Origin of the sequence: Streptomyces sp. NPDC004126, from assembly GCF_050275515.1 — a bacterium.
GTDB lineage: Bacteria > Actinomycetota > Actinomycetes > Streptomycetales > Streptomycetaceae > Streptomyces.
Genome location: NZ_JBNNPF010000006.1, coordinates 83,815 through 104,348, shown reverse-complemented (window position 1 = coordinate 104,348; position 20,534 = coordinate 83,815). Strand labels below are relative to the sequence as shown.

General features: G+C 74.6%; 18 protein-coding genes and 1 tRNA gene. 3 read left to right on the top strand and 16 right to left on the bottom strand.

The genetic code is table 11. The annotated features are described in order from the left end of the window. Positions 1–5 precede the first annotated feature (5 nt). The 3 genes from ACQKM2_RS08195 to ACQKM2_RS08185 form a co-directional block, all read right to left on the bottom strand. Positions 6–596 carry a lytic polysaccharide monooxygenase auxiliary activity family 9 protein gene (locus tag ACQKM2_RS08195; protein WP_427707774.1) on the bottom strand — a complete coding sequence of 197 codons (591 nt, stop codon included), beginning with the start codon at positions 594–596 and terminating at the stop codon, positions 6–8. A gap of 299 nt (positions 597–895) precedes the next feature. Next, positions 896–2,920, bottom strand: coding sequence for an SPFH domain-containing protein (locus ACQKM2_RS08190; RefSeq protein ID WP_427707555.1), 2,025 nt, complete (start codon positions 2,918–2,920; stop codon positions 896–898). An 11-nt stretch (positions 2,921–2,931) separates the two neighbouring features. Further along, positions 2,932–4,449, bottom strand: coding sequence for a peptidoglycan-binding protein (locus tag ACQKM2_RS08185; protein WP_427707772.1), 1,518 nt, complete (start codon positions 4,447–4,449; stop codon positions 2,932–2,934). A 236-nt stretch (positions 4,450–4,685) separates the two neighbouring features. Between ACQKM2_RS08185 and ACQKM2_RS08180 the strand changes: the two genes are divergently transcribed. Further along, a tRNA-Lys gene (locus ACQKM2_RS08180) sits at positions 4,686–4,759 on the top strand. A 79-nt stretch (positions 4,760–4,838) separates the two neighbouring features. Here the strand turns inward: ACQKM2_RS08180 and ACQKM2_RS08175 are convergent. The 13 genes from ACQKM2_RS08175 to ACQKM2_RS08115 form a co-directional block, all read right to left on the bottom strand. Continuing rightward, positions 4,839–5,501 (bottom strand): class F sortase, encoded by a 663-nt coding sequence (locus tag ACQKM2_RS08175; RefSeq protein ID WP_427707553.1) that lies wholly within the window; start codon positions 5,499–5,501, stop codon positions 4,839–4,841. Next, positions 5,498–6,097 carry a hypothetical protein gene (locus ACQKM2_RS08170; protein ID WP_427707551.1) on the bottom strand — a complete coding sequence of 200 codons (600 nt, stop codon included), beginning with the start codon at positions 6,095–6,097 and terminating at the stop codon, positions 5,498–5,500. The genes ACQKM2_RS08175 and ACQKM2_RS08170 overlap by 4 nt, the downstream gene beginning before the upstream one ends. 103 nt (positions 6,098–6,200) lie before the next feature. Further along, entirely contained in the window at positions 6,201–6,980 is a 780-nt protein-coding gene (locus ACQKM2_RS08165) for an HAD-IIA family hydrolase (RefSeq protein WP_427707549.1), read from the bottom strand. Between the two features lie 107 nt (positions 6,981–7,087). Beyond that, on the bottom strand, positions 7,088–8,695 hold the full coding sequence (locus tag ACQKM2_RS08160; RefSeq protein WP_427707547.1) for an alkaline phosphatase family protein: 1,608 nt from the start codon (positions 8,693–8,695) through the stop codon (positions 7,088–7,090). A gap of 204 nt (positions 8,696–8,899) precedes the next feature. Continuing rightward, positions 8,900–9,988: a 2-aminoethylphosphonate ABC transporter substrate-binding protein gene (locus ACQKM2_RS08155; protein WP_427707545.1), complete on the bottom strand. Its 1,089-nt coding sequence runs from the start codon at positions 9,986–9,988 to the stop codon at positions 8,900–8,902. A gap of 58 nt (positions 9,989–10,046) precedes the next feature. Further along, the gene (locus tag ACQKM2_RS08150; RefSeq protein WP_427707543.1) at positions 10,047–10,844 is read right to left on the bottom strand and encodes an ABC transporter permease; all 798 of its coding nucleotides are present in this window, start codon (positions 10,842–10,844) and stop codon (positions 10,047–10,049) included. Next, positions 10,831–11,751 carry a 2-aminoethylphosphonate ABC transporter permease subunit gene (locus ACQKM2_RS08145; protein ID WP_427707541.1) on the bottom strand — a complete coding sequence of 307 codons (921 nt, stop codon included), beginning with the start codon at positions 11,749–11,751 and terminating at the stop codon, positions 10,831–10,833. The genes ACQKM2_RS08150 and ACQKM2_RS08145 overlap by 14 nt, the downstream gene beginning before the upstream one ends. Next, positions 11,744–12,793, bottom strand: coding sequence for an ABC transporter ATP-binding protein (locus ACQKM2_RS08140; protein WP_427707539.1), 1,050 nt, complete (start codon positions 12,791–12,793; stop codon positions 11,744–11,746). The genes ACQKM2_RS08145 and ACQKM2_RS08140 overlap by 8 nt, the downstream gene beginning before the upstream one ends. Next, positions 12,790–13,503 (bottom strand): phosphonatase-like hydrolase, encoded by a 714-nt coding sequence (locus ACQKM2_RS08135; RefSeq protein WP_427707536.1) that lies wholly within the window; start codon positions 13,501–13,503, stop codon positions 12,790–12,792. The genes ACQKM2_RS08140 and ACQKM2_RS08135 overlap by 4 nt, the downstream gene beginning before the upstream one ends. Before the next feature lie 5 nt (positions 13,504–13,508). Beyond that, positions 13,509–14,630 carry a TIGR03364 family FAD-dependent oxidoreductase gene (locus tag ACQKM2_RS08130; RefSeq protein WP_427707533.1) on the bottom strand — a complete coding sequence of 374 codons (1,122 nt, stop codon included), beginning with the start codon at positions 14,628–14,630 and terminating at the stop codon, positions 13,509–13,511. Between the two features lie 157 nt (positions 14,631–14,787). After that, positions 14,788–15,555: a GntR family transcriptional regulator gene (locus tag ACQKM2_RS08125; protein WP_427707531.1), complete on the bottom strand. Its 768-nt coding sequence runs from the start codon at positions 15,553–15,555 to the stop codon at positions 14,788–14,790. Between the two features lie 101 nt (positions 15,556–15,656). Next, positions 15,657–16,397, bottom strand: coding sequence for a hypothetical protein (locus ACQKM2_RS08120; protein WP_427707530.1), 741 nt, complete (start codon positions 16,395–16,397; stop codon positions 15,657–15,659). 378 nt (positions 16,398–16,775) lie between these two features. Continuing rightward, positions 16,776–17,906: an ROK family transcriptional regulator gene (locus ACQKM2_RS08115; protein ID WP_427707528.1), complete on the bottom strand. Its 1,131-nt coding sequence runs from the start codon at positions 17,904–17,906 to the stop codon at positions 16,776–16,778. A gap of 55 nt (positions 17,907–17,961) precedes the next feature. On the opposite strand from ACQKM2_RS08115, the gene ACQKM2_RS08110 reads away from it, so the two are divergent. Together ACQKM2_RS08110 and ACQKM2_RS08105 are read left to right on the top strand one after the other, a co-directional pair. Then, positions 17,962–19,098: a Gfo/Idh/MocA family oxidoreductase gene (locus tag ACQKM2_RS08110; RefSeq protein WP_427707526.1), complete on the top strand. Its 1,137-nt coding sequence runs from the start codon at positions 17,962–17,964 to the stop codon at positions 19,096–19,098. Positions 19,099–19,187: 89 nt separating this feature from the next. Next, positions 19,188–20,396, top strand: a complete 1,209-nt coding sequence (locus tag ACQKM2_RS08105; RefSeq protein ID WP_427707524.1) for an ALF repeat-containing protein — start codon at positions 19,188–19,190, stop codon at positions 20,394–20,396. Positions 20,397–20,534: the final 138 nt, after the last annotated feature.

Genomic DNA, 20,534 nt, shown 5'->3' with positions numbered 1-20,534 from the left:
TTCCGTCAGAATTGAACGTCGGAGCAGGAGTAGAAGGCCATCGGGGTGTCGTTGACCGTCCAGACGGCCAGGATCATGTGCCGCCCCGTCTTGCCGGCCGGCATGGAGCCGCGGTGGATGGTGGTCATGTCCGGGCGGCCGCCGTTGTAGGGGACGACCAGGAAGGGCTGCGGGTCGAGGGAGGCGCGGGTGAGGGGCTTGGTCGGGTCCCAGCCGTCCTTGGTGACGTAGTACTTGAAGTCGGTGGTGGAGTGGTTGGCGGTGAACTGCCAGCGGAAGTCGAAGGGCTGGCCGGAGTTCACGCGGGTCGCGGGCCAGTTGCCGCCGCGCGGGTCGTCGAGCTGGGCGAACTCGGCGTGGCCGCCGGCGCATATCTTCCCGTCGGCGGGGCCGGCCGCGGGGAAGCCCTTGTAGCCCTCGACGCTCTGCGGCTCCCACTGGATGGGCCCGCAGTCGGAGACCGTCCTGTTGGCACAGAGCTTCTGGCGGCTGATGGGGGTGTCGGTGTAGCCGTGACCGCTGGCGCTGGGCGCGCCGAACAGGGCGGCGCCTGCGAGGAGGCCGAGCCCGACCGTCGCGGCCGCGCCGACGCGCACGGGGCGCGAGGTGCGGGAGGGGCGCGCGGAGTGCGCGGGGCGCGAGGGCCATGAGGGCATGCGGAAGGAACGCATGGTGCTCCTTGGGCGTGGGGGGAGGGGATTCCGGCGGGGACGTGCGCGCGCGTGGGGATCGGCCCTGGCGGGCCGGTGGGGATTGCGGCTCGGAGCTGTCGGCACTAGGTCTAGACCAAGTCCCACAGTATTGACGGGAGTTGGCCATGTCTATACCAATGCGAAAACGGGTGGTCCGGTCATTACCGGCCACCCGTCCTCGCGCGGAACCCCCGTGACGTCCGCTACTGGTCGGACCTCCCGGTGTAGAAGGCGACGGTGAGGTCCTTCACCAGGGCCTTGCGCTCGTAGTCGTCCAGCTCCACGATCCCGCGCGAGGTCAGCCGGTGGACCGTGTCGTCCACGGCGTCGACCACCGAGGTCAGCACCGTGTCCCGGTGCTTGGCGTCGATCGCGGCGACCCGGCGGCGGCGCATCGCCTCCGCCACCTCCGGCGCGTACTCGATCCGGGTGGGCTGGGCCGAGAACACCTCGATCCCCACCGCCTCCGTCTCGGCCGCCACCATCCGGGTCAGGGCGTCGCCGACGGCCTCGGCGTCGCGCAGGGTCGGGGCGTCCTCGTGGAAGGCGTCGGCGGGCAGCTGGGACAGCACCCGGGCCATCGCCGACTCGACCTGCTCGGCCAGGTAGTCGATGTGGTCCTCGACGGCGAGGGTGGCCCTGGCCGTGTCCTTGACCTGCCAGACGACCTGCACGACCACCTGGAGGGCGAGCCCGCCGGAGTCCACGGCGGCCATCGGCTCGCTGCGCCAGTGGCGCAGCCGTACGTCGACCCGCTGGCGCAGCAGGAGCGGGCTGATCCAGGTCAGGCCGGTACGCCGGACCGTGCCGCGGTAGCGGCCGAAGAGGGTGAGCACCCAGGCGTGGCCCGCCTTGGCCCGGCCGAGGCCGCCGAGCGCGAGGAGGGTGACGATGCCGAGGAGGGCGAGCGGGGGCCAGTGCGCTGCGCGCAGCCCCTGGTAGGCGCGGGGCGTGGCCCCGAAGGCGGCGACCACGGTGGCGGGGACCGCCCCGGCCCGCCACAGCACGGCCGCGCAGCCGAGGAGGGCGAGGCCGCCGACGAGCACCGCGGTCCAGCCGGGCAGCACGGGCCCCCGGTGCTCCCGGAGCCGGTCGTCCCCCCGGGGTACGCGGCGGCCGGCGGGCGGCTTCTTCGGGGCGCGGGCGACGGGGGCGGGGGCGGGGGCCTGAGGCTGCGGCTGTGACTGCGGGCGGAACGGGAGGTGCAGCGGGACCTCCGTGACGGCGGTGCCGCTGCCGCTGCCGCTGCCGCGCGGGGGTCGCGGGAGGCCGTCGCGCGGGCCGGGCTCCTCGGTGCGCATCCCGCGCGCGACGGCCCGGGCGGCGATCTCGGCGGGCCCGGGCCCGGGCACGCCGGAGGGCGGCTCGGGGGTGGGGTGCGGGATCCCGGCCGGGGCCGCGTCGGCCCGCTCGGCGGCACGGGGTGCCGGGGCGCAGCCGGCGGCGGCCGCCGGCTCCGGGCGCGCCGGGTGTGCGGCGGCGACCCCGGACCCGAACCGGGTGGCCCCGAACGGCTGCGTCGCCGCCTCACCGCCACGCCCGTCCCGCACGGCGGTCTCCGGAACCACGGGGTGCGGCGCCGGTGCGGGGTGCCCGGCAGGCGCGGGCGCCGCCGGGGCCGGGTGCGGCGTACGCGCCCGGGCGGGCTCGGCCAGATGCGCCGGAGCGGCGGGAGCCGGGTGCGCCCCCGGCGCGGGGGTGGCCGGGCGGGCGGGCGCCGCCCAGACGGCGGCCTCCAGAACAGCCGGGTGCCCGGCGGTGGCCGGATACGCCCCCGGCGCGGCGGAGGCCGGGCGGGCGGGGGGCCGCGCCCAGGCGGCGGCCTCCGGAGCCGCCGGGTGCGGCGCACGCGCCCGGGCCGGCTCGGCCGTATGCGCCGGAGCGGCGGGGGCCGGGTGCGCCCCCGGCGCGGGGGCGGCCGGCCGGGCGGGGGCCGCCGGTGCGGGACGCGGGCCGGGCGTCCAGGCGGCGGGCTCCGGGTCCGCCGGATGCCCCGCCGGGGCCGGGTGCGGCGTCCGTACCCGGGCGGGCTCGGCCGGATGCGCCGGAGCGGCCGGCGCAGGGTGCCCGGCGGGGCCGGGCGCGGCTGCCCGGGCGGGCTCCGCCGGGGCGGGGGCCGGGGCCCAGGTGCCCCGGTACACCGCGACCGGTTCCGGAAGCGTCGCCGCAGGCGGAAGCGCGGGGAGCCGGCACGTGCCCGTGGTGAAGGTGGTGTGGGTGGGGTACATCGTTGCCTCCGTCATGCGAACAGCCGGCGCCAGGTTTCCGGGCCCGGGTAGCCGTCGGCCAAGGCGCCGCGCCAGCCCTGGGCGCGCTGGAAGGCCTCGACGTTGCGGCGGTCGGCCTCGCTCCAGCTGGGGCCCGGGCCGGACGTGTAGTACTTGCCGAAGCCCTTCTGCACCAGCCGGCGGCCGAGGGCGAGTACGGCCGGATGGGACTGCCCCGGGCGGAAGAACCGCAGCCCGGGATAGGCGGGCACCCCGGCGGAACCCGGCAGGGCCCCCGGCGGTGCCACAGGCGGTTTCACCGTGCCCGGAGCCGTCCCCGGAGCCTTGCCCGGGCCCGCGCCCGGTGCCTTGCCCGGCGCAGTGCCCGGGCCCTTGCCCGGTACCTTGCCCGGGGCCGTGCCCGGCGTCGTGCCCGGGGCCGTTCGGCCCGTCGGCGGGATGTCCTTGCCCTGGCGCTGCACCAGGAGCCGCCAGGTGTGCTCGCCGGGGATGCCGTCGGCGTCGGCGCCCGTCCAGCCCTGCGCCTGCTGGAAGGCCTGCGTGGCCTGCCGGTCGGCCTCGCTCCACTTCGAGCTCGGCCCCTTGGGGTAGAACCGCAGGGCGCCCCGCCCGATCAGCATCTTGGCCAGCTCGGTGACGTGCTCGTTGTCCGCGCCCGGGCCGAACTTCGCCGCGCCGGGGAAGACCGCCGTGCCCGCCGCCGGGGCGCCCGGCACCGGCACGTCCGGCAGGATCCCGGTGGTCACCCCGTTGTAGCGGTACGGGAGGTACTTCTCCGAGTTCTTCCAGTACCCGTACGGCGTGGCCAGCTTCCGCGTGTACGGGCGGGTCTGCTCGTACGCGATGTAGTGCGTCCGCGTCTCGTCGGCCCAGCCGCCGAAGATGACGACGTGCGAGCCGTTGTTGGGGTCCGCCGGGTTGTGGAAGAGCAGCATGTCCCCCGGCAGCAGTTCCTCCTTCGTGATCTTCGTGGCGAAGGTGTCGAGGCTGCCGGTCCACTCGTTCGTGCCGAGGTTCCAGACCATGGAGACGTACCCCGAGCAGTCCTGCCGGTAGCCGTCCGACCAGTACTCGGACATGCTGTAGGGGACCTGGGCGTCCAGCCAGATCTTCGCCCGGTTGATGATCGTGGCCCGGTCGATGGCCCGCACCGCGGGCGGCGCGCCCGGCCGGCCCGCCGCCGAGGACGGCGGGCGCGGCCCCGTGACCGGGGCCGGGCGTCCGTGCAGCGGGGCCCGGTCGCCCTGCGGGGTGCCCGGTCCGTCGGAGCCGTTCCGGTCGGCCGGCGCCACCGGCCCCGGGCCCGGCACCGGGTCGGCCGCGGCCAGCGCCGCCGAGCCTCCGCCGCCGAGCACCACACCGGCCGCGGTCGCCAGCACCAGGGCCCGGCGGGCCCCGTGCGCGGCCGGGTGGCCGCCGTCCCGGAGCGCTATGGCCCGCCCGCGCGCGAGGGTGCGGCGCCGCTGCGCGCACCCGAGGCACACGCAGTCGCCGGCGGGCTCGTACTCCTCGAAGACCGGCATCGTCATCGGCGTCGGCGGCGTCGGCATCTGCACATGCACCGGAGGCTGCATCGTCATGCGGTTCCGTCCACTCCCCTGCTCGTCCACTGGTCGGCCGGGCACGCATCTGTCGGGGCATCAGATTCGGCTCGACCAGACATATCGTGCACGATAAACCCCCCAAACATGGGTTAATCGGACAACGCGGGCGCGGCTGGTCACGAGCACCTCGGCAGGTGGGGTAGAGTTTTCCCTGTCAGCAAGCGCCGCTAGCTCAGTTGGTTAGAGCAGCTGACTCTTAATCAGCGGGTCCGGGGTTCGAGTCCCTGGCGGCGCACAGACGAGGAGAAGCCCCCCGCAGCGAAAGCTGCGGGGGGCTTCTTCGTTCCCGGGTCCGGACGGGCTGGACCGACAGGTCAGACCGACGCCGCGGCCGTCCCCGCCCCCGTCAGGTACGCCGAGACCACCACGTTCGCCGAGTACTGCCCGGCCGCCTTGTCGTAGTTCCCGCCGCAGGTCACGAGCCGCAGTTCGGCCCGGCCCCGCACCCGGGGCCCGTACGCCGCGTGCGGGTCGAAGCCCGCGCGCTCGTAGACGCGTACGTCCTCCACCGTGAACTCGGCGACCGTCGCGTCCGCCCGCGCCACGCGGATCTTCTGGCCCGGCTTGAGCGTGCTCAGGCCGTAGAAGACGGCCGGCTTGGACTTCGTGTCCACGTGCCCCACCATCAGCGCGGCCCCCGCCGCTCCGGGCGCGGGACCCGCCCCCCACCAGCCCACCGTGCCCGGGAGCTCGTACGGCGGCGGGTCGATCGCCCCCTGCGCGTCCAGGCCGCGCGCGATCACCGGCGCCCGGACGCCCAGGTCCGGTACGTCGACCCGTGCGGGCATCGCCCCGGACAGCGGGGCCCGCGCGGCCGGGAGGGCCGGCCCCGACGGCCCGGCGGCCTGCTGCCCGGCGGGCGGAGCGGGCGGAACCCCGGTGATCTCCTTGCCCCACAGCCACAGGCCCATCACCAGCACCGTCCAGGCGGCGAAGGTCAGCAGCCGGCCGCCGGCGGAGGCCCTGGGCTCGCTCATCCGCCGTTGCGGCGGCGGCGCAGGGTGATGGCCCGGCCGGCGACCGCCAGGGTGGCCGCGGCGGCGAGGACGGCGCCGATCACGGTGTGGGGCAGCCCGGGGCCGTCGCCGCCGTGGCTCTTCTTCGCGGCCGCCGCCAGCCGGGTCGTCTCCGCGACCTCGGCGGACATCCCGCCGCCGCCCGCGTGGACCGGCCAGACCGGCGAGTGGTGCGGGTCGGGGCGGTGGTGGTCGCGGCGGATCTCGATGGAGCCGCGCAGGCCGTCGGCACCCTCGCACTTGATCCGGATCTCGTGCCAGCCCGGGTCGGCGTGCGGGCGGATCTTCGCCTCGCCGTGGAGGGTCCGGCCGTCGCCGTGCCCCGAGGAGAGCCGGGCGTCGGAGACGAAGACGGGCGAACGGGCCACCCCCCAGTCACCGTCGCAGCCCCGGACGCGGATCTTGACGTGCGCTCCCGGTTCGGCCGGGTTCGGTTCCGCCGAGACGCCGCCGCGGTCCCACTCGTTCGCGAGGGCGGCGGGGGCGGTCACGGCGGTGGACGCCGTCAGGGCGACGGCGGCACCCGCGACACGGAGAGCGATCAGAGAACAGCGCATGGTGAACCTCCTCAACAAGGAGATTCACGCGCGGCGCGCCGCTCCGCATCCGGAGCGGCGCTCTCTTGGCCCGTACGTGTCAGCCGTACGCGCTAACGCGCGGCTAGACCACGTCGACCAGATCGGCGATGGAGTCGACGGTCTTGGTGGGCCGGTAGGGGAACTTCTCGGTGTCCTGGGCCGTGGTCAGACCCGTCAGCACGAGGAAGGTCTGCATGCCCGCCTCCAGGCCGGCCAGCACGTCGGTGTCCATGCGGTCGCCGATCATCGCGCTGGTCTCGGAGTGGGCGCCGATGGCGTTGAGGCCCGTACGCATCATCAGCGGGTTCGGCTTGCCGGCGAAGTACGGCTTCTTGCCGGTCGCCTTGGTGATCAGCGCGGCGACCGCGCCCGTCGCCGGGAGCGGGCCCTCGGTGGAGGGGCCGGTCTCGTCCGGGTTGGTGCAGATGAAGCGGGCGCCGCCGTTGATCAGCCGGACGGCCTTGGTCATGGCCTCGAACGAGTAGGTCCGCGTCTCGCCGAGGACCACGTAGTCGGGCTCGTGGTCGGTCAGGACGTAGCCGATGTCGTGCAGGGCGGTGGTCAGGCCCGCCTCGCCGATGACGTACGCGGTGCCGCCCGGGCGCTGGTCGTCGAGGAACTTCGCGGTGGCGAGCGCCGAGGTCCAGATGTTCTCGACGGGCACGTCCAGGCCCATCCGGCTCAGCCGGGCCTGCAGGTCGCGCGGGGTGTAGATGGAGTTGTTGGTCAGCACCAGGAAGGGCTTGCCGGACTCGCGCAGCCGCTTGATGAAGGCGTCCGCACCGGGGATCGGGGTGCCCTCGTGGATGAGGACCCCGTCCATGTCGGTGAGCCAGGATTCGATCGGCTTGCGCTCCGCCACTGACTTCTCTCCGCTCTGGTGGCCGCTGACCTGTGGGTCTGTGGTCTGTACCACCACCCTAGCGGGCGCGGGCCGTGGGCGCCGGGGGCGTCCACGGCCCGGACGGCCTAGCCGAGGCGGACGTTGTCCACGGTCCAGTACCAGTTGTTGCTGCCGCTGTAGCGGAAGCGGACCTGGACGTCGGTGGCACCCGCCGGGACCTGGAGGGTCAGGGACTCGGCCTTGGCGACGGCGTCGGCGGTGTACGTCTTCACCACTGTCGGGGTGCCGCCGTTGTACGAGACGAGGACCTGCGCGGTCTGGCCGGCCTCGTGGCGGTAGTGCGTCTGGAAGTCCAGGGTGCGCGTGGTGCCGCCGGTGACCGCCCACTTGGGGGTGATCAGGGTGGAGTCGAAGGTGCCGGTGTGGGTCTTGTCGTCCCACTCGTCGGAGTCGGCGACGGCGAACACGTCACGGGAGCGGACGTTCAGCTCGCGCCACTGGTCGCGCTGCGACTGGCTCCAGAACTCGTCGGTGGCGAAGGCCCAGCCGGCCCATTCGGCGACTCCGCCGGTGCCCATCTTCGAGTTGTCGACGGACCAGCCGGCGGGCGGGGTGTGCGTGAAGCCCTTGGTACCGGCGGGGATCCCGGTCTCGTCCACGCGGGCCTGGAGGTTCGGGCGCAGGGTGTCGAAGGGGTCGCTGTCGGGGTTCGCCAGCGGTACGCCGTCCAGGGCGGCCGTGCTGACGCCGACCTGGGCGAGCGCGGTGGCGGCGACGTCGACGAGGCGTACGTCCTCGCGTACGGAGCCGGCCGTGATGCCCGCGCCCTTGGCGATGACGAAGGTGCCGCGCTCCTGGATGGTGGAGCCGCCGTGGCCGCCGCCGTCGGTGTGCCCGTGGTCGGTGGTGACCAGGATCTTCCAGTTCTCCTGGGCGTAGGCGGGCCGGTTCTGCACGGCCGTGAGTACCTGGCCGACGAGGACGTCGACGCGGGCGATGGCGTCGAGGTACTGCTGGCTGGCGGCGCCGTAGGAGTGTCCGGCACCGTCGATCTGGCCGAAGTAGACGAAGGAGGCGTCCGGGTTCTGGTCGCGCAGTTCGGCGGCGGCCGCGGTGGCGATCTTCGGGTCCTCGGTGCCGTAGCCGTCGCGGTCACCCTTGAGGGAGAGGCGCTTGTCGACCTTGGCGGAGAAGATCGGGCCGCCCGCGTCGGTGGAGGTGATGGGCTCCCAGTCGGCGGCCGCGTAGGTGTTGAGGGACGGCTTGGCGTTCTCGACGCGGGTCAGGAAGTCGGGGTAGGCGGCGTAGTTCTTGCCGGTGAAGGAGTTGTCCTTCACCCCGTGCTTGTCGGGCCAGACGCCGGTGGCGATGGTGGACCAGCCGGGGCCGGACGAGGTGGCGGCCATCGGGTTGGCGTAGAGGGTGCTGCGGGCGGTCAGGCCCTGGGCCATCAGGCCCTTGAGGTTCGGGGCGTTGGCGGCCTTGACGCGGTCGAGGACCGTGCCGTCGATGCCGATGACGAGGACCTTGTCGGTGTTCGCCCCGGCTGCCCCGGCCGCGGCGGCCGTGGCGGGGGCGGCGTTGGCGGCGGCCTTCGCGGCGGCCTCGGCCGCGGCCTTCGCCGGGTCGACGGGGGTGGCGGCGGCCGCGGTGCTCAGGCCGAGGGTGGTGGCGAGCAGGGCCGTGGCGGTGGCGGCCACGGCGAGGGTGCGTCCGGACAGGACAGTGGACACGTGCTCCTCCAGGAGCGTTGGGGAAGGCGCGGCGGATCGAGCGGGGCGTGCGGGGTTGTGCGGGCGCGCGGGGCGCGCAGGCGTGCGGGGTGCGCGGAGTGCACGCGGACGTGCGGCGGGCCCGGACCGAAGGGAGCGGCTTTCGGTCCAGACCCGTTATCCACTGGTGACTATTGCGGCCGTGGGTGACCGCCGGGTTACGGCTCAGCTGCCGGTCGCGGACTTCCACGCGTCGACGTGGGCGGTGAGGTTCTTGTCGATGTCGGCCCAGTCCGGCTGGAAGACCTCGACTCCGGCCATCAGCTTGGTGAGTTCGATGGCGTTGGCGTCGGTCGGCTTGACGTCGGCGCGCGCCGGGAAGCCGCCGCCGATCTCGCTGACCTGCTTCTGCGCCTCCTCGCCGAGCATGAAGTCGAGGAGCTTCCTGCCGTTCTCGGCGTGCGGGGCCTTGGCGACCAGGCCCGCGGCGTAGGGCAGGGCGAAGGTGGTGGGCTTGGCTCCGTCCTTGGCGGGGAACCAGATGCCCAGGTTGGGCATGGACTTGGACTGGGCGAAGTTCATCTGGACGTCGCCGTTGGCGACGAGCAGCTCGCCCTTGTCGGTCTTCGGCGCGAGCTTGCTGGTGGAGGAGGACGGGCCGACGTTGTTGGCCTGGAGCTTCTTCAGGTACTCCATCGCCGGCTCCTTGCCGCCGAAGTCGTGCATCGACTTGATGAGGACGGCCGTGCCGTCGCCCGCGACACCCGGGGTGGAGTACTGGAGCTTGCCCTTGTACTTGGCGTCGAGCAGTTCCTCCCACGTCCTGGGCGCCTGGGCCAGCTCCTTCTTGTTGTAGACGAAGCCGAAGTAGTTGTTCACGACGGAGGTCCACTTGCCGTCGGCGGCCTTGTCGGCCCCGTTGACCTTGTCGGAGCCCTGCGGGGCGTACGCCTGGAGCAGCCCCTTGCCGTCGGCCTGCTGGATGAAGGGGGGCAGCGTGATCAGCACGTCGGCCTGGGTGTTGGTCTTCTCGCGGACGGCGCGCTGCACCATCTCGCCGGAGCCGCCCTCGACGTACTTGACCTCGATGCCGGTCTTCTTGGTGAACTCGGCGAAGACCTTGTCGTACCAGCCGTCGCCCTTGTCGCTCTTGAGGCCGTCGGCGCTGTAGACGGTGACCACCTTCTCGCCGCCGCCGTCCTCGGCGTCGGCGGCGGCCGTGGTGGAGCCGCCGCCGCAGGCGGTGAGGGCGGCGGCGAGGGCGAGGCCGCCGGTGAGGGCGGCGGCGGTGCGGAGCGTGAACGTGCCGGTCATGGAACTTCCTTACGGGGAAAGGGAGTCTGCGGGGGACGGGGGAAACCGGAGTGCGGGGTCAGCGGTAGGAGGCGCGGGTGCGGACGCGGGAGACGGCCAGCAGCACCAGCAGGGTGGTGGCCATCAGGACCACGGCGACGGCGGAGCCGCCGAAGAGCGAACCGCGGTCGGTGGCGGTGAAGATCCGGACCGGGAGGGGCATCCAGTCCGGGGGGTAGAGCATCATCGTGGCGCTCAGCTCGCCCATGGAGAGGGCGAAGCAGAGCCCCGCGGCCGCGGTGAGGGACGGCAGCAGGAGCGGGAGGCGGACCCGCCACAGCACGTAGCCGGGACGGGCGCCGAGGGAGGCCGCGGCCTGCTCGTACGCGGGGTCGAGACGGACGATGGCGGCGGAAACCGACTGATAGGCGAACGCCGTGACAAGAACCGTGTGCGCCAGGATGACGATGGAGCTGGTGCCGTTGAGGAGGACGGGCGGCCGGCTGAAGGCGACGAGCACGGCGAGGCCGACGACCACGGACGGCACGGCGACCGGGAGCACGAACAGGGCGTCCAGGAACCGCTTCCCGCGCTTGCCGAGGGACGCGGCGGCCAGCGCGGCCCAGGTGCCGACGGTGAGCGCGAGCAGGCTCGCGGCCAGGGCGGTGACCAGGGAGGTGGTCAGGGCCTGGAGGGACTCCCCGCGGACGGCGGCGGCGTAGTTCGCGGTGGTCGGGCCGGAGGGGAAGGCCCCGGACCAGTGGGTGGCGAAGGAGGCGGCCACCACCACGAGGAGCGGCAGGGCGAAGAGGGGCAGGAAGAGGACGCCGAACAGGCCCCAGGCGGCCCAGCGGCCGCCCTTGCTATGCACCAGCACGCTTGCCCACCACCCGGTAGAGGCCGAACAGGCCGACGGATATCGCGATGTTGACGACGGCGACCACGCAGGCGGCCGCGTAGTCGGATTCGAGGATCGCCTTGCCGTAGACGAGCATCGGCAGGGTCGTGACGTCCTTGGCCCCGGTGAACAGGACGATCCCGAACTCGTTCAGGCACATGACGAGGACGAGGCTGCCGCCGGCCGCCAGGGCGGGCAGGGCCTCGGGGAGGATCACCTGCCGGACGATCCGGGCGGGGCGGGCGCCGAGGCCCGCGGCGACCTCCAGCTGAGCGGTGTCCAGCTGGGAGAAGGCGGCGAGCAGCGGGCGCATCACGAAGGGGGTGAAGTACGTGATCTCCGCGAGGAGGACGCCCCAGGGGGTGGTGAGGAAGTGGAAGGGGCCGCCTGCGACGCCGAGGACGCCGGTCCAGACACCGTTGGCCATGCCGACCGTGCCGTAGATGAAGAGCAGGGCGAGGGTGATGAGGAAGGAGGGGAAGGAGAGGAAGACGTCGATGAACTTGGCGACGGCCCTGGCCCCGGGGAACGGTACGAACGCGATGACCAGGGCGAGGGTGAAGCCGAGGAGGAGGCAGCCGGCGGTGGCGCCGACGGCCAGCCAGACCGTGGTGCCGAGGGCCTCGCGGAAGGCGTTCGAGGCGAAGACGGCGGAGTAGGCGTCGAGGGCGCCGCCGCCGTTCTCGGGGGTGAAGGACTGCCGGACGACCAGCACGAGGGGGTAGAGGAACACCAGCGCCAGCACCGCCACCGGGGGCAGGGCCCAGACGGCGCGGGGGAGGCTCCGCCGCGGGCCCGGACCGGCGCCGGGGGTGTCCGGGCCGGTGCCGGGGGCCGGCGGAGCGGGGGCGTGCCGGGCCGGGGCCGGCAGGGTGGCCTCAGCCATCGGAGACCCCCGCCGCCAGCAGCACCGCGTCGCGGGGCTCGAAGTGCAGGGTCACCTCGTCGCCCAGCGCCGGGGTCTCCCTCAGCTCGGGCAGGTCCGCCTTCACGCGGTGCCCGCCCACGTCCACGTACAGCCGGTGCGTCGAGCCGCGCCACTGCACCTCGGTGATCGTGCCGCGCAGGGCGTTCGGCCCCTCGCCGAGGGCGAGCAGGTGCGGGCGTACGCACAGGGTGGCGGTGGAGCCCGGGGCCGCGCGGCCGGCATTGAGGGCCAGCGGGCGGCCCGCGAAGACCGCGCCGCCTTCGGCCACCGTCACCGGCAGCAGGTTGGCGTTGCCGACGAAGGAGGCGGTGAACTCGGTGCGCGGCGCCCGGTACAGCTGCTGCGGGGTGCCGCAGTCCTGGAGCCGGGCCCGGTCCATGACGGCGATCCGGTCGGCCAGGGTCAGGGCCTCGACCTGGTCGTGGGTGACGTACAGGATCGAGACCTCGGGCAGTTCGCGGTGCAGCCGGGCCAGTTCCGCCAGCATCCCGGAGCGCAGCTGGGCGTCGAGGGCCGAGAGGGGCTCGTCCAGGAGGAGGACGCCGGGGCGGATGGCGAGGGCGCGGGCGATGGCGACGCGCTGCTGCTGGCCGCCGGAGAGTTCACGGGGGTAGCGGCGGGCGTAGGCGGCCATCCCCGTCATCTCCAGGGCCTCGGCGACCCGGGCGGGGATCTCGGCCTTGGGGGCCTTCTGCGCCCGGAGCCCGAAGGCGACGTTGTCCTCGACGCGCATGTGCGGGAAGAGCGCGTACTGCTGGACGACCATCCCGATGCCGCGCTTGTGCGGCGGGAGGGCGGTGACGTCCCGGCCGCCGATCAGCACCCGCCCGGAGGCGGGCCGGACGAAACCGGCGACCGCGCGCAGGGCGGTGGTCTTGCCGGAGCCGGAGGGGCCGAGGAGGGCCATGACCTCGCCGGGTTCGACGGTCAGGTCGAGGGAGTCCAGGACGGTCGTGCCGTGGTAGGCGACCGAGACCGAGTCGAAGCGGATGCCGCTCACGACGACCCCGCGAGGAGGGCGACGAGGGCGGGGAGTTCGGCGACGGAGCCGAGGACGTGCGTGGCGCCGTGTTCGGTGAGCGTGGCGCGGTCGTGGGCGCCGGTGAGGACGCCCGCGACGGTGCCGGCGCCGGCGCGGCGGCCGCTGAGCATGTCGTACGCGGTGTCGCCGGCGACGACGGTGTCGCGTACGTCGGCCACGGCACCGGTGCGCAGGAACGCGGTCAGCACCATGTCCGGGTAGGGGCGGCCGCGGCCGCCCGCGTCGGCGGGGCACAGGGTGAGGTCGGCGAGGTCGCGCCAGCCGAGGGCGTCGAGGATGGCGTCCTGGGTGACGCGGGCGAAGCCGGTGGTCAGGGCGACGGTGTGGCCGGCGGCGCGGAGTTCCTCGACGGCGGCGCGGGCGCCGGGGAGCGGGGCGACGAGGCCGCCGTCGACGAGTTCCGCGTACGCCTCCTCGAAGGCGGAGTTGGCGAGCCGGGCGCGCTCCTCGGTGCCGAAGAGGTGGCGGAAGACGGAGATCTTCGACTCGCCCATGGTGTCGCGGACGTACTGGAGCTTCTCGGCGTGGGCGGGGGTGCCCGGTTCGACGCCGAGGCGGGCGGCGGCGTGCTCGAAGGCGCGCTCGACGAGGCCGTCGTCGGCGACGGTGGTGCCGGCCATGTCGAGGACGACGAGCCTTCGGTTCGTGTCGGTGGGGGTTTCGGTCATGCGGCTCACCAGCCCAGTTCGTTCGCGGTGGTCTCGGCTATGGCGGGCGAGCAGGTCATGCCGCGGCCGCCGGGTCCGGTCACCAGCCAGACGCCGTCGGCCACCTGCTGGCGGTGGACGACGCGGGTGGTGTCGGTGCACTGCGCGTACACGCCGGCCCAGCGGTGCCTGATCTTCGGCAGGGGCCGGCCCAGGAAGGACTCGACGACCTGGGTGAGGTGGTCGTAGGGGTCTTCGAGGGTGTCGAACGCGAAGGGGTGCTCGTACTCGTGGGTGTCACCGATGGTCAGTCCGCCGTCCTGGCGCTGGACCATCAGCAGCTGCATCTTGTGCGCGGCGGCGACGGGCGTCTGGGCCTGCTCGGCGTTGAGGACGTCGAGCGCGTCGCTCCGGTAGGCGGGGTAGTAGCGGAAGCTGTCGGCGTCGGCGACGGAGGTGGTGAGCGGCTCGCCCAGCGGGGCGGTCTGCATCATCTGGAGCCGGACGCGGCGGACGGGCAGTTCGGGGGCGAGCTCGCGGACCAGGCCGGACAGCCAGGCTCCGGTGGCGAGGACGACGACGTCGCCGCGGTGGACGTCACCGTGGTCGTCGCGGACGGCGCCGGGGCCGGCCAGGTCGCGCACCTCGCGGCCGGGGACGAAGGTGTAGCGGCCGGAGGCGCGGAGGGCCTCGCGGAGGTGCAGCTGGGCGGTGCGCGGTTCGACGGCCGCGTCGCGCTCGCACCACAGGGCGGCCTCGAAGGCTCCGCGCAGGGCCGGGTTGACCGCCCGCGCCTCGGCGGCGGAGACCAGCTTGTAGCCGCGGGCGGCGGCGTCGGGGCGGGCGGCTGCCGCCTCGGCGACCGCGTACTCGCGGGCGTTGCGTACGGGGGTGAGGGAGCCGATGGCGCGGAAGCCCAGGCCGGGCACCTCCGCGCCGATCCGCTCCCAGAGCTCGCGGGCGCGCAGGGCGGTGTCGAGCTCCTCGCCCCCGGCCCGGCCGCTGACCCAGATCTGGCCGAAATTGCGCAGCGAGGCGCCGCGCGCCTCGGCCTCGCGTTCGATCTGGACGACCTCGTGGCCGCGTTGGACTGCTTGCCAGGCGTGCATGGTGCCGACCACGCCGCCTCCGACGACTATGACTCTCACGGCGTCCACGGTCGGCGCGGTCAGTGACCCGGGGGGATCGCGGGGACGACGGGTCGGTGAACAGCCCTCGACGCTTGGACTAGACCCGTTATCGTTCTGTGATGTGAATGGGTCGCCGTTTGTCCGATTAGGGGCGGTTCGGGCGAGACTCCGGGCGCTATTCGGGCCTCAGGTGGGTCGTGAAGCTGAACCGGTCGCCACGGTAGAGCGAACGCACCCGTTCGAGCGGCCGGCCGTCCCGGTCGCGCGAGAAGCGGTGGATGAGCAGCATCGGGAGCGCGGGAGGGGTGCCGATCAGCAGGGCCTCGCGGGGGGTGGCGAGGACGGTCTCCAGCTTCTCGTCCGCGTCCCCGAAGGAGATGCCGAGGCTGTCGTGGAGGTAGCCGTAGAAGGAGGAGTCCGGCTTGAAGTCGACGTCGAGGTGGGGGACCCGGGCCACCCGGATGTACGTGCTCTCCAGCCCGACGCGCTCGTCGTCGGCGAGCAGCACCCGCTCCAGGTGCCAGACGGGCTCGCCCGCCTCGGCGCCGATGCCGGCCGCGAGGTCGGGCGGGCAGGGGAAGCGCTCCAGGCCGATCAGGTTGCGGCCCGGGCGGCGGCCCTGGCGGCGCACCCCCTCGGTGTAGCTGGCGAGGGACAGCGGCTGCTCCAGCTTCGGGCCGGCGACGACGGTGCCGCGTCCGGAACGGCGCAGCCGGCCTTCGAGCAGCAGCTCGCGCAGGGCCTGGCGCACGGTCTCGCGGGCCACCTCGTACCGCTCGGCGAGATCGCGCTCGGTGGGCAGCGGGCCGCCTTCGCCGAGCTCGTCGAGGAGGTCGGCGATACGGGCCTTGACGGCGTAGTACTTGGGGATGCGGCCGTGCTCGGGGATGCCGGAGCGGACGGGCGAGCCGGGGCGGTGGGGCGGCGTGTTCTGGTCTTCCACGCTCGGACTGTACGCGGGGCAGGTGTACGGGCCGTACTGGCCGTACGGGCGGCGGGCGGGGGGCGGCGGGCGGGGGGAGCGGGGCGGGTTACGCGGTCGGGTTACGCGGACGCCCTGATCCGCCGGGCCCCGAGCAGCAGCCCGCCCCCGGCGGCGAGCGCGGCGACGGCCATCCCGCCGTAGGCCCACTCGCGGGGGCCGGTGTGCGCGAGGGAGCCCGCCTCGGCCGGGTCCTGCGGCCCCTGCACCGAGAAGCGGTACCCGCCGGCCTCGCCGACCCACGCGCCGTCGTCGGCCTGGCGCTGGACCAGCGCCGCGTCGGCGACGACCTCGCCGAGGGGGGCGTCGGGGGCGAAGGCCAGCCGCACCTTGACGGTGGCCGACCCGCCCGCCGGGACCGAGAAGCCGGAGAACCGGCTCCCGCCGTCGAACACGGCGATGATCTCGTCGCGGTCGGAGCGCTCCAGGGTGACGGGGTAGGGGCCGCCGGGCGCGTCGAACTCCATCCTGAGGTGGGCGGGGCGCAGGGCCCGGGCGGGATCGGTGAAGACCACCACGGGGTGGATGGCGGTGCAGGTGCCGCTGGTGGTGTTGGTCAGGTCCAGCAGCCAGCTCTGCGGCCCGGCACCGGCCCGGTAGACCGCCGGCCCGCCCCGGATCCGCGCCCCGATGGGGAACGCGGTGGCCTTGCCGTCGCCGCAGGTGGCGTGCGCCCGGGAGGGCAGCGCGGGGGCGGGGCGGGCGCCGCCGCCGTTGCCGATGTCGGCGGTGGCGGCGGGGGCGCCGAGGGCGAGCAGGAGGGCGGTGAGGGCAAGGGCGTTGCGGGTGTCGCGCAGTCGCATGGAAGACCCTTTGCTGCTCGCCGGACGGTACGAAGGGAAGCGGTACGGAACGGTACCGAACCGCACGGAACGGGCCTGCCCGGCCCGGACCTTCCCGGACAGACCCGGACCGATGTTCTGACGAGGCGACAATCACCCCGCTCCTTGCCCGCACCCTGCCACGACCCCGCACCCCGGACCCCGCACCCCACGCGCGAACCCTGCCGGTTTACGCCCGAACGGCGGCCGGGGTCAAACGGGGCGGGTCAGGGGCCGGCCGGCGATCTCCACGGCCCAGGCCCGGAAGGCCGGCCGGTCCCCGACCCTGCCCGGCCCCGCCCCGGGGACGCGGGGCTCAGCCGGGCGCCCCGCCCCCAGCCCCGCCCGGCCAGGGCGAGGTCAGGCCCACCCGAACACCCGCCCCCGCACCAGCGCCGCCGCCCCCTCCGCGACCCCGGCAGGGGACCGCTCGACCGACGGCGCGCGCTCCAGCAGCACGCGCGACGCCAGCGCCGCGCGGACCCCGGCCACGAAGGGCTCCGGGTCCGCGTCCACCACCCGGCCGCCGAGCAGGATCCGGTCCACGTCCAGCAGCGCGGCCAGGTTCGCCGCCCCCTCCCCCAGGATCCGCGCCGCCTCCACCAGGTCGCCCCGGGCCACCGCCGCCAGGCAGAGCACCTCCAGGCAGCCGCGCCCCCCGCACCGGCACGGCGGCCCGTCCAGCCGGAGCACCTGGTGGCCGAACTCCCCCGCCGCCGACCGCGCCCCCCGGTGCACCGCCCCGTCGATCCGCAGCCCGGCGCCGAGCCCGGTGCCGACGTGGAGGTACACCGTCGTACCCGAGCCCGGCCCGCCCGGCCCGCCGGGCCCGCCCGGCCCGCCCGGAGCCCCCGCCGCGACCCCGGCGTTGGTGTCCTTGTCCAGCACCACCGGCAGCCCCAGCCGCCCCGCCAGCACCTCCCGCAACGGATACCCCGCCCAGTCCGGGAACCCCGTCACCCTCCCGAGCACCCCGCTGCGCCAGTCCAGCGGGCCCGGCGCCGCGGCGCCCACACCGAGCAGCGGCGCCTCCGCCCCGGCCTCTCGGGAAACCCGCGCGACCGCTCGTACGACGGAATCCACCACCGCCGCTGGGCCGGCCCCGAAGTCCAGCGGCCCGCTCCACCGAGCGACCACGCCGCCCGCCAGGTCGACGCGGACCGCGCTCAGCTCGTCGCGGTCCAGGTGCACCCCGACCGCGTGCCGGGCCCCGGGCACCAGCCGCAGCAGCGTGCGCGGCTTGCCGCCGGTCGAGGCGCCGCGGCCGGCCTCGGCCACCAGCCCCTCCGCCGCGAGCCGGGCGGTGATCTTGCTGACCGCCTGCGGGGTGAGCCCCGTACGCGCCGCGAGCTCCGCGCGGCCCAGCCCCGGCGCCCCCGCGGCGCGCAGCAGGTCCAGCAGCAGCGCCTCGTTGTGCCCGCGCAGCGCAGGCAGGTTCACCCCGCCCCGCCCGCTTCCGGCCGCCTCGCCGTCCCCGTTGCCCCTGTTCACCAGCCCATTGTCCACCCTCCTTGCACTTACACAACGCTGTTGCCAAAGTGGTCCCATGACCGCCACCCCCGCCACCCCGGCCTCCCCCTCCCCCTCCCCCTCCGCCTCCCCGCTGCGCGTAGCGCTCATCGGCTACGGACTCGCCGGCTCCGTCTTCCACGCCCCGCTCGTGTCCGCGACCGACGGCCTGCTCCTCGACACCGTCGTCACCTCCGACCCCGGCCGGCAGGCCCAGGCGCGCGAGGCCCACCCCGACGTCCGCATCGCCGCCTCCGCCGACGAGCTGTGGCAGCGGCCGGACGCCCCCGACCTGGTCGTCGTCGCCTCCCCCAACAAGACCCACGTGCCCTTCGCCACCGCCGCCCTCACCGCCGGCATCCCCGTGGTCGTGGACAAGCCGCTGGCCGCCACCGCCGCCGAGGCGTACGAGCTGGCCGCGCTCGCGGAGCGCACCGGGACCTTTCTCTCCGTCTTCCAGAACCGCCGCTGGGACAACGACTTCCTCACCCTGCGCCGCCTCCTCGCCGACGGCGAGCTCGGCGAGGTCCAGCGCTTCGAGTCCCGCTACGAGCGCTGGCGCCCCCAGCTCAAGGGCGGCTGGCGGGAGTCCGGGGCCCCGGAGGAGATCGGCGGCCTGCTGTACGACCTCGGGAGCCACGTCGTGGACCAGGCGCTGGTGCTCTTCGGCCCGGCGGTGCGCGTCTACGCGGAGACCGACGTGCGCCGCCCGGCCGCCGAGGCCGACGACGACACGTTCATCGCGATCACGCATGCGAACGGTGTCCGCTCCCACCTCTACGTCAGCGCGACCGCCGCCCAGCTCGGCCCGCGGTTCCGCGTGCTCGGCTCGCGCGCCGGCTACGTCAAGTACGGCCTGGACCCCCAGGAGGCCGCTCTGCGCGAGGGCCTGCGGCCGGGCGGCAACGACCCCGACGCGCAGCCCTGGGGCGAGGAGCCCGAGCACCTGTGGGGGCGGCTGGGCTCCGGCGAGTCCCCTCTGACCGGCGGCGGAATGCCGGTTCGCACTTCCCCCGGCGACTACCCCGCGTACTACGCCGCGGTCGCGGAGGCCCTGCGTACGGGCGGCCCGGCGCCGGTCACCGCGGAGGAGGCGGCGCGCTGCCTGGCGGTGCTGGAGGCAGCCCGCAGGTCCTCCCGGGAGGGGGTGGCCGTGGAGATGGGATCCGCCTGATCCGGTCGGCCTTTGCCGGAAAATCGATGCATAGAGCACCGAATTGCGATCTATCCTGCACAGGCTGCTGATCATCACACATGTGAAGAATGGAAACCCTGCCTGTGAAGCTGCCCCGGATCGCGTCCGTCGTGGCCACCGCCGCGATCGCCCCGGCTGTCCTGCTCTCCTCGCCCGCCTTCGCCGCTGACTCCGCGTCGGCGGCGGCCCCGTCGTCGCCGACCGCGCCCGACCAGGACCCGCAGGGCGGCGCGAAGCCCACGACGACCCCGGCGAAGACCCCGGCCGAGGACCCGGCAGCCCAGGAGCGGGCCAAGGTCCAGCAGCTCCTTAACGACCCTGCGAGCGGCCCCGGCGTCCGCGAGGCCGCCGCGAAGGCGCTCAAGGGCGACGCCAACGCCGTCCGGCACTTCCTGGACGTCGAGTGGGCAAAGCAGCAGTTCGACGACGACTACGTCCGGATCTCCCAGATCATCGACTCCGGCGGGAAGGCCGTGAAGGCCGCGGCCAAGGAGGCCCTGCTCAAGGAGAACCAGGCCGCCTTCACGGCATTCCTGAAGGAGGGCCAGCACGTGGCCCGCCTGGAGGACGACCGCGTCGAGATGATGCGCATGCTGAACGGCGCCGGCCGGGGCATCACCCAGGCCGTCAACGACCTGATGAGCCACGGCACGCGCGAGCAGATCCGCGAGTTCGTCGCCACCCGCCAGCACAAGGTCCGCGCCGAGGACGACCGGGTCGCGCTGCTCGGCATGCTGAAGGACGCCGGGCCGGGCCTGAAGGAGGGGATCATCAAGCTCCTCGAAAGCAACCCGACCCCGGAGCAGCTGCGCGGGTTCATGAAGAACGAGCAGCACCTGCTCCGCGACGACGACAACAGGGTCGACATCGCGAGGATGGTCGCCAACGCCGGCCCGGAGCTGAAGAAGGCCGCCCTCGCCGCCCTCAAGGGCACCGCGGCGGACCGCACGGACTTCCTCAAGACCGGCCAGCACGTGGCGCGCGCCAAGGACAAGGCCGCCGGCCACACCGGCGGCTCGGGCACCACGGGCGGCACCGGGACCGGCACGAACACCGGCACCGGCACCGGCACCACCGGCGTCGTCCAGCCCGCTGTCGCCAAGGGCACCGGCGGCAACGCCAACGTCACCCCGGCGGGCGGCTCCGGCTCCACCCCGCTCGCCAGCACGGGCGCCGGCTCCGAGACGTGGATCGCCGGCACCGGCGCCGCCGCGCTCGCCGCGGGCGCCGGCCTGGTCGTCGCCAACCGCCGCCGGCGCGCCTCGGCCGAGGGCTGACCGGCTCCGCCGTCACGCACACGGGGAGGGGGGGGGGGGGGGCGGCGGCCCCCCCCCCCCCCCCCCCCCCCCCCCCCCCCCCCCCCCCCGCCGCCCCCCCCCCCCCCCCCCCCTCTAAACCTCCCACCCCGCGGGCAA